Source organism: Streptomyces sp. NPDC001594, assembly GCF_042893675.1.
In the GTDB taxonomy this organism is placed as follows: Bacteria; Actinomycetota; Actinomycetes; order Streptomycetales; family Streptomycetaceae; genus Streptomyces.
Genome location: NZ_JBIAVB010000011.1, coordinates 213,752 through 239,911, shown reverse-complemented (window position 1 = coordinate 239,911; position 26,160 = coordinate 213,752). Strand labels below are relative to the sequence as shown.

23 protein-coding genes and 1 pseudogene are annotated in these 26,160 nt (G+C 73.0%); 16 read left to right on the top strand and 8 right to left on the bottom strand.

The annotated features are described in order from the left end of the window. The first annotated feature begins 56 nt into the window (after positions 1-56). The 9 genes from ACFY0O_RS22995 (at position 57) to ACFY0O_RS22955 (ending at position 10,913) form a co-directional block, all read left to right on the top strand. Positions 57-746, top strand: a complete 690-nt coding sequence (locus ACFY0O_RS22995) for an SDR family oxidoreductase (protein ID WP_358897178.1) — start codon at positions 57-59, stop codon at positions 744-746. Then, positions 743-1,726 (top strand): methionine synthase, encoded by a 984-nt coding sequence (locus ACFY0O_RS22990; protein WP_388949301.1) that lies wholly within the window; start codon positions 743-745, stop codon positions 1,724-1,726. Before ACFY0O_RS22995 ends, ACFY0O_RS22990 begins: the two co-directional genes overlap by 4 nt. A 31-nt stretch (positions 1,727-1,757) precedes the next feature. Further along, the gene (ligA, locus tag ACFY0O_RS22985) at positions 1,758-3,959 is read left to right on the top strand and encodes an NAD-dependent DNA ligase LigA (RefSeq protein ID WP_388949300.1); all 2,202 of its coding nucleotides are present in this window, start codon (positions 1,758-1,760) and stop codon (positions 3,957-3,959) included. 358 nt (positions 3,960-4,317) lie between these two features. Beyond that, a complete protein-coding gene (locus tag ACFY0O_RS22980) occupies positions 4,318-6,498 on the top strand; it encodes a putative bifunctional diguanylate cyclase/phosphodiesterase (RefSeq protein ID WP_388949298.1) in 2,181 nt (726 codons plus the stop codon). Positions 6,499-6,730: 232 nt separating this feature from the next. Continuing rightward, positions 6,731-7,027 carry an Asp-tRNA(Asn)/Glu-tRNA(Gln) amidotransferase subunit GatC gene (gatC, locus tag ACFY0O_RS22975; protein WP_007266718.1) on the top strand — a complete coding sequence of 99 codons (297 nt, stop codon included), beginning with the start codon at positions 6,731-6,733 and terminating at the stop codon, positions 7,025-7,027. 5 nt (positions 7,028-7,032) lie between these two features. After that, on the top strand, positions 7,033-8,532 hold the full coding sequence (gene gatA, locus ACFY0O_RS22970) for an Asp-tRNA(Asn)/Glu-tRNA(Gln) amidotransferase subunit GatA (protein WP_388949296.1): 1,500 nt from the start codon (positions 7,033-7,035) through the stop codon (positions 8,530-8,532). A 62-nt stretch (positions 8,533-8,594) separates the two neighbouring features. Next, entirely contained in the window at positions 8,595-8,774 is a 180-nt protein-coding gene (locus ACFY0O_RS22965) for a hypothetical protein (protein ID WP_237293363.1), read from the top strand. Positions 8,775-8,790: 16 nt separating this feature from the next. Further along, entirely contained in the window at positions 8,791-10,302 is a 1,512-nt protein-coding gene (gatB, locus tag ACFY0O_RS22960; RefSeq protein WP_388949293.1) for an Asp-tRNA(Asn)/Glu-tRNA(Gln) amidotransferase subunit GatB, read from the top strand. 86 nt (positions 10,303-10,388) lie between these two features. Further along, on the top strand, positions 10,389-10,913 hold the full coding sequence (locus ACFY0O_RS22955; protein ID WP_388949290.1) for a hypothetical protein: 525 nt from the start codon (positions 10,389-10,391) through the stop codon (positions 10,911-10,913). A gap of 13 nt (positions 10,914-10,926) precedes the next feature. On the opposite strand, the gene ACFY0O_RS22950 is transcribed toward ACFY0O_RS22955, so the two are convergent. Both ACFY0O_RS22950 and ACFY0O_RS22945 read right to left on the bottom strand, forming a co-directional pair. Further along, positions 10,927-11,166, bottom strand: a complete 240-nt coding sequence (locus ACFY0O_RS22950) for a DUF397 domain-containing protein (RefSeq protein WP_388949287.1) — start codon at positions 11,164-11,166, stop codon at positions 10,927-10,929. Next, positions 11,163-11,986 (bottom strand): annotated as a pseudogene (locus ACFY0O_RS22945) (helix-turn-helix domain-containing protein). Before ACFY0O_RS22945 ends, ACFY0O_RS22950 begins: the two are co-directional and overlap by 4 nt. A gap of 158 nt (positions 11,987-12,144) precedes the next feature. On the opposite strand from ACFY0O_RS22945, the gene ACFY0O_RS22940 reads away from it, so the two are divergent. After that, positions 12,145-12,939, top strand: coding sequence for an alpha/beta fold hydrolase (locus ACFY0O_RS22940; protein ID WP_388949284.1), 795 nt, complete (start codon positions 12,145-12,147; stop codon positions 12,937-12,939). Here ACFY0O_RS22940 and ACFY0O_RS22935 read toward each other — a convergent pair. The 4 genes from ACFY0O_RS22935 to ACFY0O_RS22920 form a co-directional block, all read right to left on the bottom strand. Next, complete coding sequence (locus ACFY0O_RS22935; protein WP_388949281.1) at positions 12,917-13,501, bottom strand: GNAT family N-acetyltransferase; 585 nt, start codon at positions 13,499-13,501, stop codon at positions 12,917-12,919. The two genes, ACFY0O_RS22940 and ACFY0O_RS22935, sit on opposite strands and share 23 nt — an antisense overlap. After that, positions 13,498-15,555: a penicillin acylase family protein gene (locus ACFY0O_RS22930; protein ID WP_388949278.1), complete on the bottom strand. Its 2,058-nt coding sequence runs from the start codon at positions 15,553-15,555 to the stop codon at positions 13,498-13,500. Before ACFY0O_RS22930 ends, ACFY0O_RS22935 begins: the two co-directional genes overlap by 4 nt. Before the next feature lie 76 nt (positions 15,556-15,631). Next, positions 15,632-16,144: a DinB family protein gene (locus tag ACFY0O_RS22925; protein ID WP_388949276.1), complete on the bottom strand. Its 513-nt coding sequence runs from the start codon at positions 16,142-16,144 to the stop codon at positions 15,632-15,634. A gap of 71 nt (positions 16,145-16,215) precedes the next feature. Beyond that, on the bottom strand, positions 16,216-17,001 hold the full coding sequence (locus ACFY0O_RS22920; RefSeq protein ID WP_388949467.1) for a GNAT family N-acetyltransferase: 786 nt from the start codon (positions 16,999-17,001) through the stop codon (positions 16,216-16,218). Between the two features lie 60 nt (positions 17,002-17,061). Between ACFY0O_RS22920 and ACFY0O_RS22915 the strand changes: the two genes are divergently transcribed. The 6 genes from ACFY0O_RS22915 to ACFY0O_RS22890 all read left to right on the top strand — a co-directional run bounded on the left by ACFY0O_RS22915 (position 17,062) and on the right by ACFY0O_RS22890 (position 24,658). Next, complete coding sequence (locus ACFY0O_RS22915; protein WP_388949273.1) at positions 17,062-17,514, top strand: signal peptidase I; 453 nt, start codon at positions 17,062-17,064, stop codon at positions 17,512-17,514. A gap of 139 nt (positions 17,515-17,653) precedes the next feature. Beyond that, a complete protein-coding gene (locus ACFY0O_RS22910; protein ID WP_388949270.1) occupies positions 17,654-19,885 on the top strand; it encodes an MMPL family transporter in 2,232 nt (743 codons plus the stop codon). Positions 19,886-19,912: 27 nt separating this feature from the next. Further along, positions 19,913-20,467, top strand: a complete 555-nt coding sequence (locus tag ACFY0O_RS22905; RefSeq protein ID WP_388949269.1) for a GNAT family N-acetyltransferase — start codon at positions 19,913-19,915, stop codon at positions 20,465-20,467. A gap of 103 nt (positions 20,468-20,570) precedes the next feature. Next, on the top strand, positions 20,571-21,182 hold the full coding sequence (locus tag ACFY0O_RS22900) for a hypothetical protein (protein WP_388949267.1): 612 nt from the start codon (positions 20,571-20,573) through the stop codon (positions 21,180-21,182). A 189-nt stretch (positions 21,183-21,371) separates the two neighbouring features. Next, the gene (locus ACFY0O_RS22895) at positions 21,372-21,539 is read left to right on the top strand and encodes a hypothetical protein (RefSeq protein ID WP_388949264.1); all 168 of its coding nucleotides are present in this window, start codon (positions 21,372-21,374) and stop codon (positions 21,537-21,539) included. Between the two features lie 80 nt (positions 21,540-21,619). Continuing rightward, the gene (locus tag ACFY0O_RS22890) at positions 21,620-24,658 is read left to right on the top strand and encodes an AAA family ATPase (protein ID WP_388949262.1); all 3,039 of its coding nucleotides are present in this window, start codon (positions 21,620-21,622) and stop codon (positions 24,656-24,658) included. On the opposite strand, the gene ACFY0O_RS22885 is transcribed toward ACFY0O_RS22890, so the two are convergent. Next, positions 24,655-24,885, bottom strand: coding sequence for a DUF6191 domain-containing protein (locus tag ACFY0O_RS22885; protein WP_388949259.1), 231 nt, complete (start codon positions 24,883-24,885; stop codon positions 24,655-24,657). The two genes, ACFY0O_RS22890 and ACFY0O_RS22885, sit on opposite strands and share 4 nt — an antisense overlap. Positions 24,886-24,900: 15 nt before the next feature. Then, positions 24,901-26,133, bottom strand: a complete 1,233-nt coding sequence (locus ACFY0O_RS22880; protein WP_388949256.1) for a PQQ-dependent sugar dehydrogenase — start codon at positions 26,131-26,133, stop codon at positions 24,901-24,903. Positions 26,134-26,160 lie beyond the last annotated feature (27 nt).

Sequence of the window (26,160 nt, the reverse complement as noted above, 5' to 3'; positions counted from 1 at the left end):
CCGGCCGGCCCCGGGTGGCGGGGCCGACGGCGGGCGCGGGGTGCGAGCATGGCCGTATGCCTACTCACCTGATCACCGGCGCCGGCTCCGGCATCGGCGCCGCCGTCGCCGCCCGCCTGCACGCCCGCGGCGACGACCTCGTCCTGCTCGCCCGCGACGCCGGCCGCGCCCGGCAGCTCGTCGAGCGCTACCCCGGCGCGCGGACCCTCGTCGGCGACCTCGCGGACCCCGACCGGCTCTCGTGGGCCTTCTCCAAGCAGCCGATGCCCGAGCGGATCGACTCCCTCCTGCACATCGCCGGGATCGTCGACCTCGGCCCCGTCGGCGAGCTGCGCCCCAAGACCTGGCACCAGCAGCTCAACGTCAACCTGATCGCCCCCGCCGAGGTCACCCGCCTGCTGCTGCCCACCCTGCGGGCCTCCAAGGCGACCGTCGTCTTCGTCAACTCCGGCGCCGGCCTCACCGCCCACGCCGAGTGGAGCGCCTATGCGGCCTCCAAGCACGGCCTCAAGGCCCTCGCCGACTCCCTGCGCGGGGAGGAGAAGGCCAACGGCATCCGCGTCACCTCCGTCTACCCCGGCCGCACCGCCAGCCCCATGCAGGCCAAGGTCCACTCGCAGGAGGGCAAGGAGTACGACCCCGCCGCCTGGATCGACCCCGAGTCCGTGGCCACCACCATCGTCATGGCCGTCGACCTGCCGCGCGACGCCGAGGTGAACGACCTGAGCGTGAGGCCCGGCCGATGACCGCGGGCGCCACCGGCGTCGGATCCCTGCCGGGCGGCGACGCCCGCGAGGCCGCCAAGACCGCCACGGGCTCCTTCGAGGACTTCCCGTACCTTCCCGAACTCCCCGCCCGCGGACCCGGCGCCGACATGATCGGCCGCTCCCTCGGGCTGCTCGTCGACCTCTACGCCCACGTCGAGCCCAGCGGCTGGCGGATCAGCGACCGCCCCGGCCGCGACACCCGCCGGGCCCGCTCCTGGCTCGGCGAGGACCTCGACGCCCTGGAGGAGTTCACCCAGGGCTACACCGGCAAGCTCAAGGTCCAGGCCGTCGGCCCCTGGACCCTGGCCGCCGCCCTCGAACTGCACGGCGGCGAGGCCGTCCTCCAGGACGCCGGAGCCTGCCGGGACCTGGCCGCCTCCCTCGCCGAGGGCCTGCGCGGCCACCTCGCGGACGTACGCAAGCGCGTCCCCGGCGCCGAGATCGTGCTCCAGTACGACGAGCCCTCGCTCACCGCCGTCCTGCGCGGCCGGGTGCGCTCCGCCAGCGGCTACCGCACCTACCGGGCCGTCGACCGGCAGGTCGTCGAAAGCGCCCTGCGCGAGCTCTTCTCCGTCCACGACGGGGAGGTCGTCGTCCACTCCTGCGCCCCCGACGTCCCCTTCGCGCTGCTGCGCCGGGCCGGCGCCGCGGCCGTCTCGTTCGATTTCTCCCTGCTCACCGAGCGCGAGGACGACGCCATCGGCGAGGCCGTCGAAGGCGGCATGAAACTCTTCGCCGGAGTGGTGCCGGGCACCGACGGCCCGTTGTCGGACCCGGGCGGTAGCGTCATGGGTGTCAGGAAGCTTTGGCGCAGGCTGGGGCTGGCCCCGGGGACTCTGGCCGAGTCCGTCGTGGTCACCCCGTCGTGCGGTCTGGCGGGTGCCTCGCCCGCGTACGCCCGCGCGGCGCAGGCCCATTGCGCCAGAGCGGCGAGGTCCCTCGCCGACAACCCTGAGTGACGGTCGAGGACGGGCCACGGGAGGACACGGCATGGCAGCCGAACAGCAGGACACGGCAGTACCGACGGCGGCGCGCGAGCAGCACCAGCTGCTCGCCGAGCAGGTCGAGGAGCACCGCTTCCGGTACTACGTGAACGACCAGCCGGTCGTCAGCGACGCCGAGTTCGACCAGCTGCTGCGCTCACTGGAAGCCCTGGAGGAGCAGTACCCCGAGCTGCGCACCCCCGACTCGCCCACCCAGAAGGTGGCCGGGGCGTACGAGACGGACTTCGCCTCCGTCGAGCACCGCGAGCGGATGCTCTCCCTCGACAACGCCTTCGACGACGAGGAGCTGTCCGCCTGGGCCGAGCGGGTCGCCCGGGACGTGAACACCCCGGACTACCACTACCTGTGCGAGCTCAAGGTGGACGGCCTCGCCGTCAACCTCACCTACGAGAACGGCCGCCTCACCCGCGCCGCCACCCGCGGCGACGGCCGCACGGGCGAGGACATCACGCCCAACGTCCGCACCATCGCCGAGATCCCGGACCGCCTCAAGGGGGACCGGATCCCGGCCCTCGTCGAGATCCGCGGCGAGGTGTACTTCCCGATGGAGAAGTTCGAGGAGCTCAACGCCCGCCTGGTGGAGGCCGAGGGCAAGCCCTTCGCCAACCCGCGCAACGCCGCGGCCGGCTCGCTGCGCCAGAAGGACCCCAAGGTCACCGCGACCCGCCCGCTCCACATGGTGGTGCACGGCATCGGCGCCCGCGAGGGCTTCGACATCGAGCGCCAGTCCCAGGCGTACGAGCTGCTGCGCGAGTGGGGCCTGCCCACCGCGCGGCACAACGCGGTGGTGTCCTCCCTGGAGGAGGTGCGGGCGTTCATCACCCGCTTCGGCGAGAACCGGCACTCCGTGGAGCACGAGATCGACGGGGTCGTCGTCAAGCTCGACGAGATCGCCCTCCAGGGCCGGCTCGGCTCCACCGCCCGCGCCCCGCGCTGGGCGATCGCCTGGAAGTACGCCCCCGAAGAGGTCAACACCAAGCTGATCGACATCAAGGTGGGTGTCGGCCGCACCGGGCGCGTCACCCCGTACGCCCAGGTGGAGCCGGTGACGGTGGCGGGCTCGGAGGTGGAGTTCGCGACCCTGCACAACCAGGAGGTCGTCAAGGCCAAGGGCGTCCTCATCGGGGACACGGTGGTGCTGCGCAAGGCGGGCGACGTCATCCCGGAGATCCTGGGCCCGGTGGTGGACCTGCGCGACGGCAGCGAGCGGGAGTTCGTGATGCCGTCGCAATGCCCCGAGTGCGGGACGGCGCTGCGCCCCATGAAGGAGGGCGACATCGACGTCCGCTGCCCCAACGGGCAGACCTGCCCCGCCCAGTTGCGTGAACGGCTGTTCTACCTGGCCGGCCGGCAGTCCCTCGACATCGAGAACTTCGGCATGGTGGCCGCCGCCGCCCTGACCGGCCCCCTGGAGCCGGCCCAGCCGCCGCTGCTGGACGAGGGCGACCTCTTCGACCTCACGATCGAGGACATCCTCCCCATCAAGGCGTACGTCCGGGACCCCGACAGCGGTCTGCCCAAGCGGGACCCGAAGACGGGCGAGGAGAAGATCGTCACGGTCTTCGCCAACCAGAAGGGCGAGCCGAAGAAGAACGCCCTGGCCATGCTGGAGAACATCGCCGCCGCCAAGCAGCGCCCGCTGGCCCGGATCATCAACGGCCTCTCCATCCGGCACGTGGGCCCGGTCGCCGCGGAGGCCCTGGCCCGCGAGTTCCGGTCGATCGACCGCATCGAACAGGCCACCGAGGAGGAGCTGACGGCGACCGAGGGCGTCGGCGCGATCATCGCCGCCTCGCTCAAGGAATGGTTCGCCGTCGACTGGCACCAGGAGATCCTCCGCAAGTGGCGGGCGGCCGGCGTGCGCATGGAGGAGGAAGGTTCCGGCGAGGAGGAGGGGCCGCGCCCGCTGGAGGGCCTGACCGTCGTCGTCACGGGCACCCTCCAGAGCCACACCCGTGACGGTGCCAAGGAGGCCCTGCAGAGCCGGGGTGCCAAGGTGACCGGCTCGGTGTCGAAGAAGACCTCCTTCGTCGTGGTCGGTGACAACCCCGGTTCGAAGTACGACAAGGCCGTCCAGCTGAAGCTCTCCATCCTCGACGACGCCGGGTTCGCCGTCCTGCTCGAACAGGGGCCCGACGCGGCCCGCGAGGCGGCGCTGCCGCTGGACGGCGCGGCCGAAGGGGAGTAGATACCGCGAACGGATGCGCGGCGTGCGGCCGTACGGGCGGGCGCACGCCGGGCGCGGGGCCGGGTGGCAAACGGCCGGTACATGGCTGGTCGAGGGCCGGTGAGCTGTCGGATCATCGGAGGGGTGACGGGGGGGGTCCTGGTCCAAACTCACCCGTTCGGCGGATACCGTACTGATGAGGATGGCTGGGTCGCATTCGGGCAACCACCGCCGACTGCTGCCCCTGGGAGCCTCTCCCGTCCTACTGTTGTGGGGTGCGCCTGTCGTGCGCGGCTGCCTGAGGTGCCTTCCAGCCGTGATGGCATGACATCGGGGCCATCGCGCGACATCGGCATCGCCGGCTGTGAGAGGGACGGGCATGAAACCCACCGAAAGCGCCGACCCGTCACCTGAATTCGGCGGGGAACTCCCGTCCTTGCGGGCGGGCCGGCTCGGTGTCCTGGGTGCCAGGACACCGCAGACCCGTCCCCTGGACACCGGAGCGGGACAGCAGCGGCGCACCGTCCTGCCCGCCGTCGTCGTGGGCCTCGCCGCCGTGGTGCTCGCGGGCGGGGTCGCCGCCGCCTTGACCGCCCGTCAGGCACTGTTCCCCAGCGGCCCGGTCGGCTGGGCACTGGCCCTGCTCACCGGCATCATCGTCGGCCACCTCGTCGCCCTCGGCCGGGACCGCTGGTGGGGCGGCACGGGGTCGGGCGCCGCCCTCACCCTCGGCGTGCTCATCCTCTACGGCTGGGTCCCCGCCGGACTGGTCTCGCTCGCGGTGGTCTCCCTGGTCGGAGCCGCCCGCCGGCACCGCTGGCGGCAAGGGCTGCTGCACGGCTCCGTCGACATCCTCGGCATCGGCGCGGGCGCCCTCGTCCTGGCCGCCTTCGGGGACGCGCCCAGCGTGGAGACCCCGTGGCTGCCCACCACCTGGGACCTGGCCGCCGCGCCCGAGGTGGCCCTGGTGGCCGTCGCCTACCTCCTCGTCACCCGGGCCCTGCTGTGGTTCGCGCTCACGCCGCCCGGCGGCGGCCTGCCCACGGTGGCCCGCACCGCCCTGCTGCGCCAGGCCCTGGTGGCGGCCGCGCTGCTCGGCATCGCCCCGCTGATCTGCGTGGTCGCCAGCACCCAGCCGGTGCTGCTGCCGCTGTTCGCCGTACCGCTCATCGCCCTCGACTCCACCCTGTGGATCGCCCGGGCCCGCGCCGAGGAGCAGCTGCGCGACCCGCTGACCGGGCTGCCGAACCGGCAGTGGCTGCTGGAGCGGACCTGGTCCGCGCTGGACGAGGCTGAACGTTTGGGCACCCGGTCAGCTCTTGTGCTGATCGACCTGGACCGCTTCCGCGCCGTCAACGACACCCTCGGCCACCTCGCCGGCGACCGGCTCCTCCTCCAGATCGCCGCCCGGCTGCGCCAGGCCCTCCCGGAGGAGGCGGAGGCGGCCCGGCTCGGGGGCGACGAGTTCGCGGTCCTCCTGCCCACCACCGACTCCACCACCAGCGCCCAGCGCGTCGCCCGCCACCTGGTCGCCGAGCTGAGCTCCCCCCTGGACCTGGACGGCCTGACCCTCGTCCTGGAGGCCAGCGCGGGCCTCGCCGTCTTCCCCGACCACGCCCTCGACGCGGAGGGCCTGCTGCGCCGGGCGGACGTGGCCATGTACCAGGCCAAGCGGGACCGCACGGGCGTGGAGGTCTACGAGTCCAAGCGCGACAGCAACACGCCCGACCGCCTCGGCCTCCTGGGCGACCTGCGCCGCGCCCTGGACGCGGGCGAGGTGGAACTCCACTACCAGCCCAAGGTCCGCTTCGACGGCCAGGTGGCCGGCCTCGAAGCCCTGGTCCGCTGGGTCCACCCGGAACGCGGCCGGGTCCCTCCCGACGAGTTCATCGCCATCGCCGAGACCTCCGGCCTGATGCCGCACCTCACCGAATACGTCCTGGAGACCGCCCTCGCCCAGGTCGCCCGCTGGCGCGCCCAGGGCCTCAAGGTCCCGGTCGCCGTCAACGTCTCCCCGCGCGACGTCCACACCCCCGGCTTCGCCGGCGCCGTCGCGGCCCGCCTGGCCCGTCACGGCGTCCCCGCGAGCGGCCTCCAGCTGGAGATAACGGAACACGTCCTCCTGGAGGACCCGCAGCGCGCCGCCGACACCATGGCGGGCCTGACGGGCCACGGCGTGAAGATGTCCCTCGACGACTTCGGCACGGGCTACTCCTCCCTGGTCCACCTGCGCCGCCTGCCGGTGAGCGAGCTCAAGATCGACCGCTCGTTCGTGGCCCGCCTGGCGGTCGACGCCCAGGACGCGGAGATCGTCCGCTGCACGGTCGACCTGGCCCACTCCCTGGGCCTGCTGGTCGTCGCGGAGGGCGTCGAGGACGACGAGACGTGGGAACGCCTCCGCGACCTCGGCTGCGACGCCGTCCAGGGCTGGCTGGTCGCGGCCGCGATGCCCCCGCAGGAGGCCACGGCCTGGCTCCTGGCCCGAGGCGAACGCGGCTGGCGCCGCCCGGCCGACATCACAGCAGAACTGGCCGCCACCGCCGACACCCCGGCCCCGTAGCGCAACCCGGCGGTGCCGCCGCGCGGGCTGAAATCAGCCCCGCCGGCGTTTGAGGCGCGGGGGTCCGGGGGCGGAGCCCCCTGGGAACGGGCGAAGGGCGGGTAGGGGACCGCTCCGCGCAGCGGCACACCCCGCACCGCAGGTCGGCGGCAAACCGTTTACCGGGTCCGGGGCCGGGCCCCATAGGATTGGCCCCGAAACTACACACTCACCACCCCCAGAGGATCGCTGCATGCCTGGCATCACGCGCGAGGAGGTCGCCCACCTCGCTCGGCTGGCACGTCTGGAACTGAAGAGCGAAGAGCTCGACCACTTCGCCGGACAGCTCGACGACATCATCGGCGCGGTCGCCCGCGTTTCCGAGGTCGCCGACCAAGACGTCCCGCCGACCTCCCACCCGCTCCCGCTGACGAACGTCATGCGCGCGGACGAGGTCCGTCCCTCGCTCACCCCCGAGCAGGCGCTTTCCGGCGCTCCCGCCCAGGAGCAGCAGCGTTTCAAGGTGCCGCAGATCCTGGGGGAGGACTAATCACCATGGCTGACACCAACATCATCAAGCTGACGGCCGCCCAGACCGCCGAGAAGATCGCCTCCGGCGAGCTCACGGCCGTCGAGGTCACCGAGGCCCACCTGGCCCGCATCGACGCGACCGACGAGAAGGTCCACGCCTTCCTCCACGTCGACCGCGAGGGCGCCCTCGCGCAGGCCCGCGCCGTCGACGCCAAGCGCGCCGCGGGCGAGAAGCTCGGCCCGCTGGCCGGCGTCCCGCTCGCCCTCAAGGACATCTTCACCACGGTCGGCGTCCCGACCACCGTCGGTTCGAAGATCCTCGAAGGCTGGATCCCGCCCTACGACGCCACCCTGACGCGCAAGCTCAAGGAAGCCGACGTCGTCATCCTCGGCAAGACCAACATGGACGAGTTCGCCATGGGGTCCTCCACCGAGAACAGCGCCTACGGCCCGACCGGCAACCCGTGGGACCTCACCAAGATCCCCGGCGGCTCCGGCGGCGGCTCCGCGGCCGCCCTGGCCGCCTTCCAGGCCCCGCTCGCCATCGGCACGGACACCGGCGGCTCCATCCGCCAGCCCGCCGCCGTCACCGGCACCGTCGGCGTCAAGCCCACCTACGGCGGCGTCTCCCGCTACGGCATGGTGGCCTTCTCCTCCTCCCTCGACCAGGGCGGCCCCTGCGCCCGCACGGTCCTGGACGCGGCCCTCCTCCACGAGGTCATCGCCGGCCACGACCCGCTCGACTCCACCTCCATCGACGCCCCGGTCCCGCCGGTCGTCGAGGCCGCCCGCAACGGCTCCGTCGCCGGCATGCGCGTCGGTGTGGTCAAGCAGTTCCGCGGCGAGGGCTACCAGGCCGGCGTCCTCCAGCGCTTCGACGAGTCGGTCGAGCTCCTCAAGGAGCTCGGCGCCGAGATCGTCGAGCTGGACTGCCCGTCCTTCGACCTCGCGATGGCCGCGTACTACCTGATCGCGCCGTCCGAGTGCTCCTCGAACCTGGCCCGCTTCGACGCCATGCGCTACGGCCTGCGCGTCGGCGACGACGGCACGAAGTCCGCCGAGGACGTCACCGCCCTGACCCGTGAGGCCGGCTTCGGCGACGAGGTCAAGCGCCGCATCATCCTCGGCACGTACGCGCTCAGCTCCGGCTACTACGACGCGTACTACGGCTCCGCCCAGAAGGTCCGCACGCTCATCTCGCAGGACTTCGACAAGTCCTTCGAGCAGGTCGACGTCATCGTCTCCCCGACGACCCCGACCACCGCCTTCGCCATCGGTGAGCGCACCGACGACCCGCTGGCGATGTACCTCGCGGACCTGTGCACCATCCCGACCAACCTGGCCGGCAACTCCGCCATGTCGCTGCCCTGCGGCCTGGCCCCGGAGGACGGCCTGCCGGTGGGTCTGCAGATCATCGCCCCGGCGATGAAGGACGACCGTCTGTACAAGGTCGGTGCGGCCGTCGAGGCCGCCTTCGTCGAGCGCTGGGGCCACCCGCTGCTTGAGGAGGCTCCGTCGCTGTGAGTTCCAGTGCACTGTCCAAGGCCAAGGGCTTCAAGAAGTCCAGGACCGGGACCTACCTGTCGATGGGCACCACCGCCTTCGGTGCCTTCAGCGTGATCAAGCAGGCCCGCAAGGCCCGCACCGAGCACGACACGCTGCAGCTCGTCGACGCCGTCGTGTCCGCCGCCGCCATCGTCACCGGCCTCGCGATCCTGTACCGCGAGCTGAAGCGCCTGGGCGACGACGACGTCCTGCTGGGCTGAGAGGGAAAGTTTCACCGTGACCACCTTCACCGAACTGCTGTCGTACGAGGACGCCCTCGCGTCGTACGACCCCGTCATGGGCCTTGAGGTCCATGTCGAGCTCGGCACCAAGACCAAGATGTTCTGCGGCTGCTCCACCGAGCTGGGCGCCGAGCCCAACTCGCAGACCTGCCCCACCTGCCTCGGTCTCCCCGGCTCGCTGCCGGTCGTCAACGCGATCGGCGTCGAGTCGGCCGTCAAGATCGGTCTCGCGCTGAACTGCGAGATCGCCGAGTGGTGCCGCTTCGCCCGGAAGAACTACTTCTATCCGGACATGCCGAAGAACTTCCAGACCTCCCAGTACGACGAGCCCATCGCCTTCAACGGCTACCTGGACGTCCAGCTGGAGGACGGCGAGGTCTTCCGCGTCGAGATCGAGCGCGCCCACATGGAGGAGGACACCGGCAAGTCGCTGCACGTCGGCGGCGCCACCGGCCGTATCCACGGCGCGTCCCACTCCCTGCTGGACTACAACCGCGCCGGCATCCCCCTCATCGAGATCGTCACCAAGCCGATCGAGGGCGCCGGCGAGCGGGCCCCCGAGGTCGCCAAGGCGTACGTGGCCGAGCTGCGCGAGGTCATCAAGGCGCTCGGCGTCTCCGAGGCCCGCATGGACAAGGGCCAGATGCGCTGCGACGTCAACCTGTCGCTGCGCCCGAACGGCACGAAGGAATTCGGCACCCGTTCGGAGACGAAGAACGTCAACTCGCTGCGCTCCGTCGAGCGCGCGGCCCGCTTCGAGATCCAGCGCCACGCGGCGGTGCTCTCGTCGGGCGGCTCCATCGTGCAGGAGACCCGGCACTTCCACGAGGAGGACGGCTCCACCACGGCCGGCCGCATCAAGGACAACGCCGAGGACTACCGGTACTTCCCGGAGCCCGACCTGGTCCCCGTCGCCCCGGCCCGCGCCTGGGTCGAGGAGCTGCGTGCCGGCCTCCCGGAGATGCCGCGCGTGCGCCGCAACCGCCTCCGCGAGGAGTGGGGCGTCACCGAGCACGACATGCAGTCCATCCTCAACGCGGGCGCGGTCGACTCCATCGTCGCCACGATCGAGGAGGGCGCCGACTCGGCGGCCGCCCGCAAGTGGTGGATGGGCGAGCTCGCCCGCAACGCCAACGAGCAGGGCGTCTCGGTCGACGAGCTGCCGATCACCCCGGCCCAGGTGGCCCGTGTCGCGGCGCTCGTCGCGGCCGGCGACCTGAACGACAAGCTGGCCCGCCAGGTCATCGAGGGCGTCCTCGCCGGCGAGGGCACCCCGGACGAGGTCGTCGAGAAGCGCGGCCTGAAGGTCGTCTCGGACGAGGGCGCGCTCGGCGCGGCCGTGGACGAGGCCATCGCGGGCAACGCGGCCATCGCCGACAAGATCCGCGGCGGCAAGATCGCCGCCGTCGGCGCCCTGGTCGGCGCGGTCATGAAGACCACCCGCGGCCAGGCCGACGCGGCCCGCGTCAAGGAGCTCATCCTGGAGAAGCTCGGCGTCTCCGAGTAGTCCGGCACGGCTCTGAGCACGGCGGCCCGTACCGATCGACCCGATCGGTACGGGCCGCCTCTTCTGTATACGGAGGGGGATCAGGCGTGGAGATCGGGGCGATGGTCATCGCCGTCGTGGGCGTGGCGGGGACCCTGGGCGCGTCGCTGCTCACCCAGCGGGGCGCGGAGCGGGCCAAACGGCGGGAGATAGAGCTCGTACGCGCGCACGAGGACGAGCGGGAGCACCTCGCCCTGCGGCGCGGCTGCTACGCGGCCCTCAACCGGGACTCCCGGCAGTACACGACCGCCCTCAACCGTCACCTGCACGTCATGCGGGAGGGCGGGGTCGGGGACGCGGACCGGGAGGCGCTCGACGCGGCGAAGGCCGCGCACCGGGACACGTACTCGGAGGCGCAGATGATCGCCCCCGACGCCGTGCTCGGCCAGGCGGCCGCCGTCAACCGTGCCCTGACCCTGGTCTACGGGCAGGTGAAGCGTCTGGAGCGGGACGCCCCCGAGGACGGTGAGACGATGGCGACGGTCTCCCGTGCCCAGCAGGAGATCTGGGATCTGCTGCGGGAGATGCGGGCGGCCATGCGGGCGGACCTCGGGGTGTCGTCGTCCGACTGAACGCGGGGCGGGCTCAGCGGGTGGTGCTGCCGACGAAGGCGGCCCAGGTGGTGGGGGAGACGGTGAGGACGGGGCCACCGGTGACCTTGGAGTCCCGGACGTGGACGGTGGCGGGGTGGGCGGCGACCTCGACGCAGTCGCCACCGGCGTCACCGCTGTAGCTCGACTTCTGCCAGTGGTAGGCGACTTCGAGGCACGCTCCGCCCGCGTCACCGCTGTAACTCGATTTGAACCAGACCAGTTGGTGCGTCATGACTCTCCTAGCAGCTCGTCCAGCAGGCTCTTGCTGTGCTCGAGGGAGAGCGCCTGCGAACGCAGCATCCCATACTTGAGATGGAGGAGATGGACCTCATCCGGGTCGTCCTGGAGGAAGCCGACATGTTGGCCTTCCAGGTAGCCGAGTTGGTCGTGGTCAGGGGTTTCCAGGAGGATCATGGGCCCGTTGAGGCCCGCGTGAGTCTCGCGATCGGTTCGGATGATCTGGAGTCCGACGAAGGGAAGTTCGGCCATCGTGCGCAGGTGGCGTAGCTGCCCTCGTAGTACGTCTCGACCGCCGACGGGACGCTGCACCAGGGATTGTTCGATGATGAAGTGCATCACCGGCGGCTGCGGATTGCGCTGGAAGAGCTTCTGGCGGGCAAGCGGTCCTCGGCCTGTTGGGTGATCTGGTCGGCGGGCATGGGCGGGTAGAAGTTCGAGAAGACCGCCTCCGCGTACTCCGGCGTCTGAAGCAGGCCGGGGATGGCCGCGTTCTCGTACCAGAGCAGGCTCAGCGCCTCCTCCTCGTGGTCCATGTACTCCCGAGCGAACGCCGGGTACCGCTCGCGGCGCGGGATCGCGGCCGCCGCGTTGAGTACGGCCCCCTTCGCGTCGAGGTGGGGCTCCAGGACCTGGGCCATCTTCACCGACAGCGGTCGGCGGCCCTGTTCCACGGAGGCGATGGACTCGACGTCGCAGTGGGCCAGTTCGGCCAGCTTGGCCTGGGTGAGTCCGGAGAGCTTGCGCTGATGGGCCAGCAGGACGCCGACGACCTTCCAAGAGCCGTTGCGCTGGGGCCTGTTGCGTTGGGGCATGCCGGACACTTTCCCCCCTTGCGGCCCCGCTGACTCGTGAACCGCCCGTACGCCACCCGTACAAAACCCTTGTACGGATGATTTCTGTAGCGGTCGCTACTGAATCTGTGTATCGTTCATTCCGTAACGACCGCTAGAGAAATGCCGAGGGGACTCCCATGTCCGTCACCACCACCCCCTACGCCCGCACCGTCCGCAAGGAGAGCGGCGGTCCCGGTCTGCTGCTGGCCCACGGAGGCGGGGGTGCCGTCGAGAGCAACTTCGGGGCGATCCTCGACGAACTCGCCGCCACCCACAGCGTCGTCGGCGTCGACTACCCGGGGGCCGGGGGCACCCCGGCGGCCGAGGGGCCGCTGCGGCTGGACGAGCTCGCCGATCAGCTCGTCGCCGCCGCCGACGCCGAGGGGCTGGAGACGTTCGCCGTGCTCGGCTACTCCCTCGGGGGGAACGTCGCGCTGCGGATCGCCGCCCGCTATCCGGAGAGGGTGACCGCGCTCGTGCTCACCGCCACCTTCGTGCGCGCCGGGAACCGGCTGAAGCTGGTCGGTGACCTGTGGTCGGAGCTGGCCGCGCGCGGGGAGAACGAGCTGCTGGCGCGGCTGATGGTGCCGCTGGCGCTCAACCCGGCGGTGCTGGAGGGGCTGAGCGCGGAGGAGGCCGAGGAGGTGGTGCGGGGGACCGCCGCGTCCGTGTCGGCCGGCACGGTGGGGCAGGTCGACCTGATCAAGGGGGCCGACCTGCGCGCGGAGGCCGCCGGGGTCTCCGTGCCGGCCCTCGTGATCGCCACCACCGAGGACCGGCTCGTGCCCATCGAGCTCCAGAAGGAGCTGGCCGAGGCCGTGCCGGGCGCCCGGTACGCGGAACTGCCCACCGGGCACCTCCCCTTCGTGGAGCGCCCGGCCGAATGGGCCGCGCTGGTGACCGGGTTCCTCAGCGAGCTGCGGGTCGACTGAGGAAGGCCAGGCGGGCGGGCTTGGCCGGGAGGTGGACCTCGGGGAGGTCGATCTCCGGGAGTTCCACCTCCGGGCCGAGCTCGAAGCCGGTGCGCTCCAGCAGGGCGATGGCCTTGGCGTTGCGGGCGTCGGGTTCGCCGACGATGCGCTGGGCGCCGGCGTCGGTGAAGAGGTAGGTGAGGAAGGCCTCCATCAGGGCGCCCGTGAATCCGTGCCGGGCCGCGCCGCCGCTGGGGGCGAGCAGCAGGTGCACGCCCACGTCCCCGGGCCGGACCTCGTAGCACTCGCTGACCCGGTCCTCGGCGCAGTCGTACGTCTGGAAGAGCGCGACCTGTTCGCCGTCCAGGCTGACCATGAACGCGTGGTGGGTGGTGCGGCGGTCCACGTCCTCGTAGATCTCCTGCACCAGCTCGCGGCTGGCCCCGCCCATGCCCCAGAAGCGGGCCCGCTCCTCGGTGACCCAGCTGTGGATCAGGGCGGCGTCGGCGGCGGGGTCGACGGGGGTGAAGGAGACGGTGCCGAAGCCCGCTACGGGGTGGGTGTAGGTGGGGGTGCGGGTCATGAGGGTTCCTTGGTGAGGCGGGTCCAGTCGGTGACGACCGGGACGAGTTCGCAGCGCGCCCAGAGCGGGAGCTGGTCGCGGTGGTGGGGGGCGCCGGTGACGCCGTCCGCGCCGAGCGGGACCGCCCAGAGGCTGTTCTCCCGGTCGGCCAGGTCCCAGACGTAGCGGGCGGCCGAGGCGCGGGCGACGGTGTCGGTGACGCCGGGGACGGAGGAGGTGGCGTTGACGCAGTCGTGGTCGCCGCCCAGGCCGGGCCACTCGGCCTCCGGGTCGGGGACGGCCTGCCAGGGGGTCAGGCGGTGCGCGTCCGACCAGGGGGCCTCGGGGGCGCCGGCCGCCGCCGTGTCCTCCAGGGCGGCGCGGACGTGCGCGGCGCGGTCCAGGCCGGGGAGGAGGGGTGTGGTGAGCAGGCCCTCCAGGGCGTAGCCGACGCGGGGGACCAGGTACAGCCAGGGGTGGAAGACCTCCGGGCCGCCGGGGGCTCCGGCCAGGTCCGCGAAGACGGGGTCGGCCGCGAGGCGGCGTACGACGGCCGTGCGGAAGGCGGCGAAGACGGCGGCGTCGGTGCTGTCGGCCTCCATGTGCCGGTCCCAGGCCAGCAGCCGGTCGCGGAGGGCGGCCGCGGCGGGGGAGAGGGCGTCGAGGTCGGGAAGCAGGGCGAGGAGGGGTTCGGCGGAGGCGAGGCGGGTGTCGCGGTGGACCTCGGTCATGGCTTTCGGGGACCAGTCGTCCGCGCCGCTGAGCAGGGCGCGGATCCGGTCGGCGCGGTGCGGCGGCGCGAACTCCACGCCGAGCGGGGCCGCGATGCCGCGCGCGTTCGCCATCACGGCGAAGTCCCGCACCGGCTCGGCGGGGGTCTCGGCCCAGCCCCGCCAGGCGTGCCGGGCGTCCCAGGCGGGCACGGGGCCCAGCCGGTTGGCGGCCTCGCGCAGCGGGACGGCGCCCGCGACGCGGTGCAGCAGGCCGCCCTCGGAGTCGGCGGCGTGCACCACGTTGACGGGCTCGGCCCAGCCGTCCAGGGCGCGGTCGACGTCGGCGACGGTGCGGGCGCGCAGCAGGGCGGGCAGGGCGGCGAAGCCGAGGTCGGCGCGGACGCGGGGCGGGTAGCGCAGGGAGAGGGTGGCGGAGTCGTCGTTGACGATCACCGGGCCGCGGGCGGTTTCGAGGATCTCGACCTCGACGTCCTCGCCGCCCGCGACCGTGACGGTCTCGGTGTGGCGGGCGACGGGCTCCCAGTCGCCGTCGGGGCCCAGGGCCTCGACCCCGTAGGCCGCCGGGCGCAGCCGTTCGGTGTAGAGGTCCTGGTAGTCGGCCATCGCGTTGGTGATGGCCCAGGCGACCGGTCCGGCGTGGCCGAAGTGGGCCAGGCCCGGGACGCCGGGGACGGCCAGGCCGAGGACGTCGTACTCCGGGCAGGCGAGGCGGATCTGCTGGTAGACGCCCGGGTCCTCGATGAACCGGTGCGGGTCGCCGGCGATGATCGCGGCGCCGGTGGCGGTGCGGTCGCCGGGGACCAGCCAGCCGTTGCTGCCGGCGGTGCCGGGGCCGTCGGTGGCGAAGAGGGTGGTCGCCTCGGCGCCGAGGGCGCGGGCGACTCGGTCGCGCCAGAGCTTGGTGGCGAAGCCCGCGAAGAGGATGTGGGTGCCGATCCAGATCGAGAGCGGGACCCACGGTTCCCAGGGGGCCGGGGTGTGGCCGGCGGCGGCGAAGCGGCCGTCGCGGGCCGCGCCTTCGGCCAGGCCCGCGTTGACCCCGTCGACGTAGGCGGTGACCCAGGCGGCGGTGTCCGGGTCCAGGGCTTCGAAGCACCGGCGGGCGGTGTCGTCGAGGCGGGCCTGGCGGGCGAAGCGGTCCCAGGGGACGCAGTCGGTCCCGAGGAAGGAGGAGCTGGAGCCCTGCGCGCGGTGCCGCTCGACCTCCAGCTGCCAGGCCCGGTCCACGGCGGTGGTCCGGCCCTGGGCGTAGGAGAGGCGGAGCGGGTCGGACGCGCGCAGGTGCGGGATGCCCCAGCTGTCGCGGTAGACCTCGTAGGCCTCGGTGGTCACAGCGCTCACGCTCTTCCCTCAGTGTCTTAGGTTAGGCTGGCCTAACTATAAGGGGGTTCTGGGGGCGGGTGACCGTCAGGTCCGGTCAGGCGCCGACGGTGCCGTCGATCGCCTCCCGGATGAGGTCGGCGTGACCGTTGTGGCGGGCGTACTCGTGGATCATGTGCAGCATCACCAGGCGCAGCGAGGCCTCCTCCTCCCACTTCGGCACGTACGCCGTCACGTCCAGCGACTCGGCGGCCGCCTCCACCTCCCGGGCGTGCGCCACCTCCGCCTCCCAGGCGGCGAAGGCCTCGGCGCGGGTCGCGCCGGAGGCGTCGTAGGCGGCCTGGAAGTCGCGGCTGTCCGACCACAGGTGGGGGACCTCCGTGTCCCCGCCGATCGTGCGGCGGAACCACTGGCGCTCCACCTCCGCCATGTGTCGGACCAGGCCCAGCAGGGAGAGGGTGGAGGGCGGCGAGGCCTGCTGGCGCAGCTGCTCGTCGGTGAGCCCGTCGCACTTCCAGGCGAGGGTGGCCCGGTGGAAGTCGAGGAAGGCCCGGAGGGTTTCGCGTTCGTCCCCGGTCAGGGGCGGGCCGGTGCGTTCGGTGGTGTCCATGCGCGCGATCCTGCCGGGTCTTCGGCGGCCCGGAAAGCGATTTCGGGGCAGCCCCGGGGGCCCGCCGCGGGTCAACCCTGCCGGATGTAGGGGACGGTGACGCCCAGCACCCCGAAGCCCAGCCGCTCCAGGATCGGCCGGCTGTCGTCCATGGCGTCGACCTGGAGGTACGGGATCCCCCGCTCGGCCGCGATCCGCGCGCGGTGCGCCACCAGGAGGCGGTAGATGCCGCGGCCCCGCCAGGCGGGGTCCGTGCCGCCGCCCCACAGGCCGGCGAAGGCGCTGCCGGGCCGGAACTCCATCCGCGCCGAGCTGACCGGGACGTCCCCGGCCATCGCCACGACGACCTCGATGGAGTCCGGGTCCTCGCTCAGCTGGGCAAGCACGTCCTCCTTGAGCCGGGGCCGGGCGACCCCGAAGGCCCGGTCGTGCGCCTTCATCATCAGCTCCGCGCCCGCCTCGTCCGTCACCCGCAGCAGGCTGATCCCCTCCGGCGGCTCCACCGGCAGGCGGGCCATGTCGGCCGTCCGACCCACCATCAGCGTCTCGGGCGGCTCCGGGACGAAGCCCGCCGCGCGCAGCCGCTCGCCCAGGTCGGCCGGGCGGTCGTGCGCGTAGAGCTTCCACTCGAACCCCGGCCCGCCCCGCTCCGGCCCGCGCGCACCGAAGTACGCCACCTGCGCCGCGATCTCCGCGTCCGCCGTCTCCTCGTCGAGGTCCGACCACAGCACCCCGCTCCAGCCGGGCGTGCTCACGCGCACGACCCGGCCCGCCCGCTCCACGTACGGGCCCTGCGCACCGCGCCGCACCTCGGCGTCGTAGTGGTCGCGCACCTTCAGGAGTTCATCAAGATCCATCGTCATGCGCGCAGCTGATCAGCCGACGCTCCGCCCCCGCAAGTGCAATAACCTCGCCTCGTGAACGACGACCAGACCATCTACACCGGCAAGGCCGCCCCCGACGCCGCCGCCGACCGCGGCTGGCTGCTGGGCCACTTCAAGGCGCCGGGCGATCCCCGCCACAGCGAGGACGTCGAGATCAAGTGGGGCGTCCACCCCAAGGGCGAGACGCGCGAGCGCTGGGTCACCGGCGAACGGCGCACCGCCCTCCAGGTGCTGATCAGCGGCCGCTTCCGGCTGGAGTTCCCCGGCCGCACCGTCGTCCTCGCCGAACAGGGCGACTACGTGGTCTGGGGCCGCGGCGTCGACCACTCCTGGTACGCGGAGGAGGACACCGTCGTCCTCACCGTCCGCTGGCCCTCCGTCCCGGGCTACCGCGCCGACGCGCCCGCCGACGGCCAGGCCTGTGACGATGCGCACGAAACCGACCAACGATCACGAAACGCTGCGATCGTGTCGAACGAGGTGTAAACCCCAGCACCCTGGCCGCCCACGGCGGCCGGACCTTTCACAAGTTCACGACTCACCAGTCCACGACTTCACGAGTTCAAGCGTTCTTTGCGTCGGGCCGACTCCCGCTGAAGATCCGAACCACCAGGGAGCACGTCCGTTGGCAGCAATCGCGCGGTGGTGCATGCGGCACCGGCTGGTCACCGTCCTGATCTGGCTGCTCGCCCTCGTCGGGACCGCCGCCGCGGCAACGGCCACCGGAACGGCGTTCTCCAACGACTACGCGGTCCCCGGCACCGAGTCCGACAAGGCCGACGCCCTCCTGCGCGACGGCTTCCACGGCCAGGGCGGCGACACCGACACCATCGTCTGGCGGACCCCGGAGCATCAGTCGGCCCGGACCCCAGAGGTCGAACAGCGGATGACCCGGGCCCTGGACACCGTCGCCGCCCTCCCCGGCATCGCCTCCGTCACCGGCCCCTACGGAACGGGCCCCGCCGGCGCCGCCCAGATCAGCCCCGACGGCCGCACCGCCTACGCCGTCGTCACCTTCGACCGGCAGGCCGACTCCGTCCCCAAGGCCCAGGCCAGGGCCGTGGTCGACGCGGCGAAGAACCCCGCCACCGAAACGGGCGGCCTCCAGGTCGAACTCGGCGGCCGCGCCATCGGCCTGACCGAGGCCCCCAGCCCCCACCTCGCCGAGGTCATCGGCGTGGCCGTGGCCGCCGTCGTCCTCTTCCTCGCCTTCGGCTCCCTCGCCGCCAGCCTGCTGCCCATCGCCACCGCCGTGGTCAGCGTCGGCAGCGCCTATTTCGGCATCACCCTCCTCGGGCACGCCATGCCCGTCGCCGACTTCGCCCCCATGCTCGGCACCCTCGTCGGCCTCGGCGTCGGCATCGACTACGCCCTCTTCATCGTCACCCGGCACCGCAAGGGCCTGGCCCGCGGCCTCGACGTCGCGGAAGCCGCCGAGAACGCCGTCGCCACCACCGGCCGGGCCGTCGTCTTCGCCGGAGCCACCGTCTGCATCGCCCTGCTCGGCATGCTGGTGCTGCGCCTGGGCTTCCTCAACGGGGTCGCCATGGCCGCCTCCCTCACGGTGGTCCTCACCGTGGCGGCCTCCGTCACCCTCCTCCCCGCCCTCCTGTCCTACATCGGCGTGCGGGCCCTGTCCCGCCGCGAACGCCGCAGGCTCGCCGCCGAAGGCCCCCGGCCCGAGGCCCCCACCGGCTTCGCGGCCCGCTGGTCGGCCCTCGTCGAACGCCACCCCAAACTCCTCGGCCTGGTCGCCGCCCTCGTCATGGCGGTCCTCGCCCTGCCCACCCTCTCGCTCCACCTGGGCACTTCCGACCAGGGCAACAACCCGGCCGCCTCCACCACCCGCAAGGCCTACGACCTCCTCGCCGACGGCTTCGGCCCCGGCGTGAACGGCCCCCTCGCGGTCGTCGCCCGGCTCGACGGCGCCGGTGACCGCGTCGCCGTCCAGCGGCTCGCCGACGCCCTGCGCACCACCCACGGCGTGGCCTCCACGGGCCCGGCCGTCTTCAACCGCAGCGGGGACACCGCCGTCCTCACGGTCGTACCCGACTCCGCCCCGCAGTCCCGGGCCACGAGCGCACTGGTCGACCGGCTCCGCGAGGACGTCATCCCCCGGGCCGCCCACGGCAGCTCCGTGAAGGCCCACGTCGGCGGGGTCACCGCCGGCTACGACGACTTCGCCGAAGTCATCGTCGGCAAGCTGCCGCTCTTCGTCGGCGTGGTCATCGCCCTCGGCTGCCTGCTCCTGCTGCTGGCCTTCCGCTCCCTCGGCATCCCCCTCAAGGCGGCCGCCATGAACGTCGCCGCCGTGGCCGCCTCCTTCGGCGTGGTCGTCATGATCTTCCAGTGGGGCTGGGGCAGCGAGCTGCTGGGCCTGGGCAGCGCCGGCCCCATCGAGCCCTTCCTGCCGGTGATCATGGTGTCGGTGCTCTTCGGGCTCTCCATGGACTACCAGGTCTTCCTCGTCAGCCGGATGTACGAGGAGTGGCTGGAGACCGGTGACAACCGGCGGGCCGTGCGCGTGGGCCTCGCCGAGACCAGCCGCGTGATCAACTCGGCGGCCGTCATCATGATCTCGGTGTTCCTGGCCTTCGTGCTCAGCGGAGACCGGATCATCGCGATGTTCGGCATCGCGCTCGCCGCCGCCGTCGCCCTCGACGCCTTCGTCCTGCGCACCCTGCTCGTCCCCGCGCTCATGCACCTGCTCGGCGGGGCGAACTGGTGGCTCCCCGCCTGGCTGGAGCGCCGGCTGCCCAGGATCAGCATCGAACCCCCGGAGTGCGCCCCCCGTGCGACACTTCCGGCGCAGCGGCCGGACGCGGACCACGCGACCCCGGCCGGACTGTCCCGCTGACCCCTCACCCATCCCAAGGAAGCACGCATGTTCGCGATAGACCTGGCCGACGACGCCCAGCTCTTCCCGCTGGAGGTCTGGCACGCGGAGGAGTTCCTCGCCCACATCGACCGCGGCCGCGAGTTCATCGGGCAGTTCATCGGCTTCCCCGACCGCGCCACCGACCTGGAGTCGGCCCGCCAGCTGCTGCGCGCCAACGCCGAGAAGTCCGCCGCCGACGGCGCCCGCCTCTACGGCATCCGGGTCGCCGGCACCCTCGTCGGCGGGGTCCTCTTCCCGAACTTCGACGCCGCGGCCGGCAACTGCGAGGTCGGCTGCTGGATGGAACCCGCGGGCACCGGCCGCGGCCTGGTCACCCGGGCCTGCCAGGTGCTCATCGACTGGGCCTTCGACGTACGCGGCATGCACCGCGTCGAATGGCACGTGGCCGTGGGCAACGAGAAGAGCATCGCCGTCGCCCGGCGCCTGGGCTTCACCCGTGAAGGCGTCCTGCGGCAGAGCCACCTGCACCGCGGCGTCCGCCAGGACACCGAGATCTGGTCGCTCCTCGCCCCGGAACGGGCCGCCGCCCGCACTGCGTAGCCGCCACGGCCGCAGGCCCCGCCCGGGCCCTGCGGCCCGGCCGGCCCGACGGGCGGCGAGCCCTCTCAGGAGCCTCTCAGAAACGCCGCCTACGGTGCGCGCCATGGACACCACCAAGACCGCCGCCCCGACCGCCCCCGAGGCGGACGCCGCCGAAGACAAGCCGGCCGCCGGCACCCCGGCCGAGGCCGAAGCCCCCACCCCCGCCGAGCCCGCAGCCCCCGCCGAGCCCGCAGCCCCCCAGGCCGACGCCGACGCCGACCAGGAGCCGGGCGAGGACCCGGCCGACGACGAGGCGGACGCCTTCCCCGAGCGGCCCACCGGCGTCGGCTCCGCGGCCTCCGCCGTCACCGCCGCCGGCCTCGGGCTCGTCGCCCTCAGCGGCAGCTGGGTCGCCCGCGTCATCGGCGAACGCCAGACCCTCATCGGCCAGATCGAGTCGGCCAACGCCACCACCGCCAAGGAGAAGATCGCCGCCCTGTACGGCGACGCCTGGCACATGACGGCCCTCGTCAACGGCCTCCTCTCCGCCCTGGCCCTGCTCCTCGCCGCCGTCGTCCTCGCCGCCCCCGCCTTCGGCGCCCCCGGCCGGGTCCACCCCGCCTGGGTCCGCTCCGTCTCCTGGGCCGCGGTCGCCCTCGGCGTCCTCGGTGTCCTGCTCTTCGGACTCATGTACTTCGACCTCCTCGTGCCCCTCCCGACGGCCGCCGAATAGGCCCCGCCTTACCCCTGCCTTAGGCCGCCCCCGCCCGGCTCAAGCCCTTCTCAGGACCCCGGGGCCCCGGCCTAAGGACCCCGGGCCCGCACAGATGCGGCATCAGCCCCATGTGCCGCACCCCTCTGGGACGCGAATCTTGGATCACACCGAACGAGGTGCCCGAGAAGAGCAACCAGGGAGAACGAGATGTTCGAGTCCGAGATCGCCATCGCCCGCCGCGCCGACCTCATCCGCCAGGCCGACGAGTACCGGATCGCCCGCGAGGCCAAGAAGGCCTCCCGCACCTCCTCCCGAGGCCAGGAACGCGAGAGGTCGGTGAGTCGCCACCGGAGCCTCTTCACCCGCGCCGCGTAACCCGCACCGCGCAACCCGTGGAATGACGCGACATGACGAGCGCACCGACAACGACTGACGCGCGACCGCACCCGTGTGCGATGCTCGGCGGCGTGGAAACCAGATCTGTCAGCCCGGTGTTCGTCGGCCGAGCCGACGAACTGGCCATACTCGTCGACGCCCTGGGCCGCGCCGCGGACCAGGAACCCCAGGCCCTCCTCATCGGGGGTGAGGCCGGAGTCGGCAAGACCCGGCTGACCGAGGAGTTCCTCGGCGAGGCCGCCCGCCGCGGCGCCGTGGTGGCCGTCGGAGGCTGTGTGGAGATCGGGGCGGAGGGCCTTCCCTTCGCCCCTTTTTCGACGGCCCTGCGCACCCTGCTGCGCCTGCTGCCCGCCGAACTCGCCGCCGCGGCCGCCGGGCAGGAGGACGAACTCGCCCGCATCCTCCCCGAACTCGGCGAGACCCCCCGCGGCCCCCATGACGAGGAGAGCACCGCCCGCCTCTTCGAACTGACGGCCAGGATGCTGGAGCGCCTCGCCGCCGACCGCACCGTCGTCCTCGTCCTGGAGGACCTGCACTGGGCGGACACCTCCACCCGGCACCTGCTGGCCTACCTCTTCCGCACCCTCGCCCGGGGCCGGCTCGTCCTCGTCGCCACCTACCGGGCCGACGACATCCACCGCCGCCACCCGCTGCGCCCCCTGCTCGCCGAACTCGACCGGCTCCGCACCGTCCGGCGCATCGAACTGTCCCGCTTCAACCGGGGCGAGGTACGCCGCCAGCTCGCCGGGATCCTCGCCTCCCGGCCCGACGAGGCCTTCGTCGACTCCGTCTTCGACCGCTCCGACGGCAACGCCTTCTTCGTCGAGGAACTCGTCGCCTCCCACGAGAGCGGCTGCCGCACCGGGCTCACCGAATCCCTGCGCGACCTCCTCCTCGTCCGCGTCGAGGTCCTCCCGGAAGCCGCACAGCGCGTGGTCCGCATCGTCGCCGAAGGCGGCTCCACCGTCGAACACCCGCTCCTGCTCGCCGTCGCCGGACTCGGCGAGGACGAGCTGATCGAGGCCCTGCGCGCGGCCGTCGGCGCCAACATCCTCCTCGCCACCTCCGACGGCGACGGATACCGCTTCCGCCACTCCCTGGTCCGCGAGGCCGTCAGCGACGACCTGCTGCCCGGCGAGCGCGCCCGCGTCAACCGCCGCTACGCCCAGGCCCTGGAGGACGACGAGACCCTGATCCGCGCCGAGGAGCGGATCATCCGGCTGGCCAACTACTGGTACGCCGCCAACGACCCCGCCAAGGCCCTCCCCGCCGTCCTCGCCGCGTCCGTCACCGCCCGCCGCCGGCACGCCTACTCCGAGCAGCTCGGCTTCCTCGAACGGGCCATGGACCTGTGGGAGAGCGTCCCCGACGAGGTACGGGACGCCCTGCGCCCCGCCGACTACACCGAGGTCTACCCGCCCTGCGGCTGCGACCCGGCCACCACCCCCCTCCAGCGAGTCGACCTCTTCGCGGAGGCCACCGTCGCCGCCCGCTACGGCGGCGAACGCGAACGGGCCCTGAAGCTCACCAAACTGGCCCTGCGCATCCTCGACGAGGACGGCGGCGACCCGCTGCGCGCCGCCTGGTTCTGGACCGAACGCTCCCGCCTCATAGCCAACCTCGGCCGCGGCGACGGCTGGCACGAGATCGCCACCGCCCAGGAACTGGTCAAGGGGCTGCCCCCGTCCCAGGTGCACGCCGACGTCCTCGTCCGGGCCGCGGGCTGGGGCATGCTCCACCACCCCGGCCCCGGCAACCTCGCCGCCGCCGAACGGGCCGTGGAGTACGCCCGGATGGTCGGCGCCGAGGAGACCGAGCTCAACGCCCGGATCACCCGCGGCTACCTCCTGATGGAATCCGGGGACACCGACGCCGGCCTCGCCGAACTCCACGAGGTCAAGGACCGCGCCGCCGCCCTCGGATTCACGGCCGTGGCAGGTCGTGCCCATATCAACATCACCTCCCAACTCGAATCACTGGGCCGGTCCCGCGAAGCCGTGGAACTGGCCGAACAAGGGGTCGAACTCGTCGGCAGGGCCCGGCTCCTGGACACCGAGGCCTGGGTCCGCGGGAACATGGCCGAGAGCCTCTACAGCCTCGGCCGCTGGGACGAGGCCGCCGAAGCGGCCCGGCGCACCCTGCACGTGGGCCACGGGGCCGCACCCCGGGGCTCCGCCTCCGCCCGCCTGGCCTACCTGGCCCTGGGCCGCGGCGAACTCACCGAGGCGGCCGCCCAGCTCGCCGCCGCCCACGTCCACTTCGGCACCCACGACAGCCAGCCCCAGCACCGGATCCCGCTCTTCCGGCTGGCCATCGGCGTCGCCCAGGGCGAGGGCCGCATCGCCGACGTCCGCGCCGAGACGGCCCAGGCCATCGCCGACGGCTTCCCGCCCGGCCAGCACCGCTACGCCTGGCCCCTCCTCCTCGCCTCCGCCACCGCCGAAGCCGACGCGAGGGGCCTGCCCGGCACCGACGAAGGCCGCACCGCCGCCCTGGAAGCCCTGCGCACCGCGGCCCGCTCCCTGGCCACCCCGGCACCCGTGTGGACCGCCCACGCCGAGTACCTCAGGGCCGAGCTGCTGCGCGCCGAGGGCCGCGACACCGTCGCCGACTGGACCGCCGTCGAGGCGGCCGTCAGCCCCCTGGACCGCCCCTACCTGCTGGCCCGCGCCCGCCACCGGCTCGCCGAGGCGCTGCTGGGCTCGGGCGGGGACCGGGAGACGGCCGCCGGCCTGCTGCGCGACGCCCACGCCACCGCCGACCGCCTGGGCTCCCGGCGGCTGCGCGAGGACCTGGCCCTGCTGGCCCAGCGCGCCAGGCTCCCGCTGACCCCGGACGAGGCCCGCCCGGCCGCACCGGCCCCGGAGACGGACCCGGTCGAGGCCCTGGGACTCACCAGCCGCGAACGGGACGTCCTGCGCCTGGTCGCGACCGGCAGCACCAACCGCCAGATCGCGGAGGAACTGTTCATCTCCCCGAAGACGGCCAGCGTGCACGTCTCGAACATCCTGGCCAAGCTGGGCGTCGCGAGCCGGGGGGAGGCCGCGGCCCTCGCCCACCGGCTGCGCCTCTTCACCCCCCTGGCACCGCGGCCCTAGGCGGCGTCGCCCCCCTCCGGGGCGCCGTCCCCACCCTCCCGGGCGGCCGGGCGTATGAGCACCGTGCCGGAGTCGAGGTCTATCGGCCCCCGTCCCGGATCGCCGTCACCGACGTCGGTCCGGGACAGCTCCAGCCGCTTCTTCTCCTCGTCCGTGTGCCGCCGTCCCGGGTTGAACAGCTCCTCGATCATGTTGAACACCGTGCCCACCGTGCCTTCCGCCCCCAACCGGGGCTCCGTCGGTCACCGCACCGTCAGACTCAGGATCCTGTCGTCACCCGCCTGGGGCGATCCGCGCCCGTCCGTCTCGCTCGTGACCAGCAGCAGTCGGTCGCCGCCGAGCGCCACCACCGTCCGCAGGCGCCCGTACTTCCCCGTCAGGAACGCCTCCGGCTCCGCCGCCGGGACGGCCCCCTTCAGCGGGATCCGCCACAGCCGCTCGCCCTTGAGCGAGGCCATCCAGATCGAGCCCTCCGCCCAGGCGATCCCGCTCGGCGAGGCCTCGTCCGTCTTCCAGACGGCCACCGGATCCCGGAAACCCGCCGCGCCCCCCTTCCCCTCCACCTCGGGCCAGCCGTAGTTGCCGCCCGGCTCGATGAGGTTCAGCTCGTCCCACCTGTGCTGCCCGAACTCGGACGCCCACAGCCGCTTGTCCGCGTCCCAGGCGAGGCCCTGCACATTGCGGTGCCCCCACGAATAGACGACCGAGTCCGGCTCGGGATTCCCGTGCACCGGTTTTCCGTCGGGGGTCATCCGCAGGATCTTCCCGCCCAGCGACTTCCTGTCCTGCGCCAGGGCCGTGTTCCCCGTCTCGCCCGTCCCGGCGTAGAGCATCCCGTCCGGGCCGAAGGCGATCCGCCCGCCGTTGTGGAACACCCCCTTGGGGATGCCCCTCAGCACCGTGTCCGGCGCACCCAGCTGCTGCCCCGGCGGTCTCTGCTCGTCGTAGCGCATCCGGGCGATCCGGTTGTCGGACTCCGTCGTGAAGTATGCGTACACCAGCCGGTCCGAGGCGAAGTGCGGGGACAGCGCCAGCCCCAGCAGCCCGCCCTCCCCGCCGGGCGCCACCCCGGGCACCTTCCCGATCTCCGTCACGGCGCCCGTGTCCGTCCGGACCCTGCTGATCGTGCCCTTGTCCCGCGAGGCCACCAGCAGGTCACCGCCCGGCAGCGGGGCCACGCCCCAAGGGGACTCCAGCCCCTTGGCCACCTCACCCGTGACCTGCACGGACCCCTTGGCCGGCGGCGCCGACGCCCCCGGCGGGGCCCCCGCGGAGGCCGCCGCCGAAGCCCCCGGCGGCGAACCCCCCGCCCCCGGCGGCGCCCCGCCCGAGCCCGACGCCGAACACCCCGACGCCAGCAGCGCCCCGCACCCCGCCAGCGCGAGCCCCGCCAACACCCCCCGGCGCCGCGCACCCCCGGCCCCGGCTCCGTACCACCCCGCACCCAAACGCCCGTCCCGCACTCCGTACCGCATCGTCCCGCTCCCCTCAGGTCGGCCCTC

Excerpts from the sequence above, each read along its gene's own strand:
- ACFY0O_RS22965 (WP_237293363.1), top strand. The coding sequence starts at position 8,595 with ATGGGCACCACCGCCTTCGGTGCCTTCAGCGTGATCAAGCAGGCCCGC.
- ACFY0O_RS22900 (WP_388949267.1), top strand. The coding sequence starts at position 20,571 with ATGGACACCACCAAGACCGCCGCCCCGACCGCCCCCGAGGCGGACGCC.
- ACFY0O_RS22920 (WP_388949467.1), bottom strand. The coding sequence starts at position 17,001 with ATGGATCTTGATGAACTCCTGAAGGTGCGCGACCACTACGACGCCGAG.
- ACFY0O_RS22995 (WP_358897178.1), top strand. The coding sequence starts at position 57 with ATGCCTACTCACCTGATCACCGGCGCCGGCTCCGGCATCGGCGCCGCC.
- ACFY0O_RS22905 (WP_388949269.1), top strand. The coding sequence starts at position 19,913 with ATGTTCGCGATAGACCTGGCCGACGACGCCCAGCTCTTCCCGCTGGAG.
- ACFY0O_RS22880 (WP_388949256.1), bottom strand. The coding sequence starts at position 26,133 with ATGCGGTACGGAGTGCGGGACGGGCGTTTGGGTGCGGGGTGGTACGGA.
- ACFY0O_RS22890 (WP_388949262.1), top strand. The coding sequence starts at position 21,620 with ATGCTCGGCGGCGTGGAAACCAGATCTGTCAGCCCGGTGTTCGTCGGC.
- ACFY0O_RS22925 (WP_388949276.1), bottom strand. The coding sequence starts at position 16,144 with ATGGACACCACCGAACGCACCGGCCCGCCCCTGACCGGGGACGAACGC.
- ACFY0O_RS22980 (WP_388949298.1), top strand. The coding sequence starts at position 4,318 with ATGAAACCCACCGAAAGCGCCGACCCGTCACCTGAATTCGGCGGGGAA.
- ACFY0O_RS22940 (WP_388949284.1), top strand. The coding sequence starts at position 12,145 with ATGTCCGTCACCACCACCCCCTACGCCCGCACCGTCCGCAAGGAGAGC.
- ligA (WP_388949300.1), top strand. The coding sequence starts at position 1,758 with ATGGCAGCCGAACAGCAGGACACGGCAGTACCGACGGCGGCGCGCGAG.
- ACFY0O_RS22935 (WP_388949281.1), bottom strand. The coding sequence starts at position 13,501 with ATGACCCGCACCCCCACCTACACCCACCCCGTAGCGGGCTTCGGCACC.
- gatA (WP_388949296.1), top strand. The coding sequence starts at position 7,033 with ATGGCTGACACCAACATCATCAAGCTGACGGCCGCCCAGACCGCCGAG.
- ACFY0O_RS22895 (WP_388949264.1), top strand. The coding sequence starts at position 21,372 with ATGTTCGAGTCCGAGATCGCCATCGCCCGCCGCGCCGACCTCATCCGC.
- gatC (WP_007266718.1), top strand. The coding sequence starts at position 6,731 with ATGCCTGGCATCACGCGCGAGGAGGTCGCCCACCTCGCTCGGCTGGCA.
- ACFY0O_RS22950 (WP_388949287.1), bottom strand. The coding sequence starts at position 11,166 with ATGACGCACCAACTGGTCTGGTTCAAATCGAGTTACAGCGGTGACGCG.
- ACFY0O_RS22990 (WP_388949301.1), top strand. The coding sequence starts at position 743 with ATGACCGCGGGCGCCACCGGCGTCGGATCCCTGCCGGGCGGCGACGCC.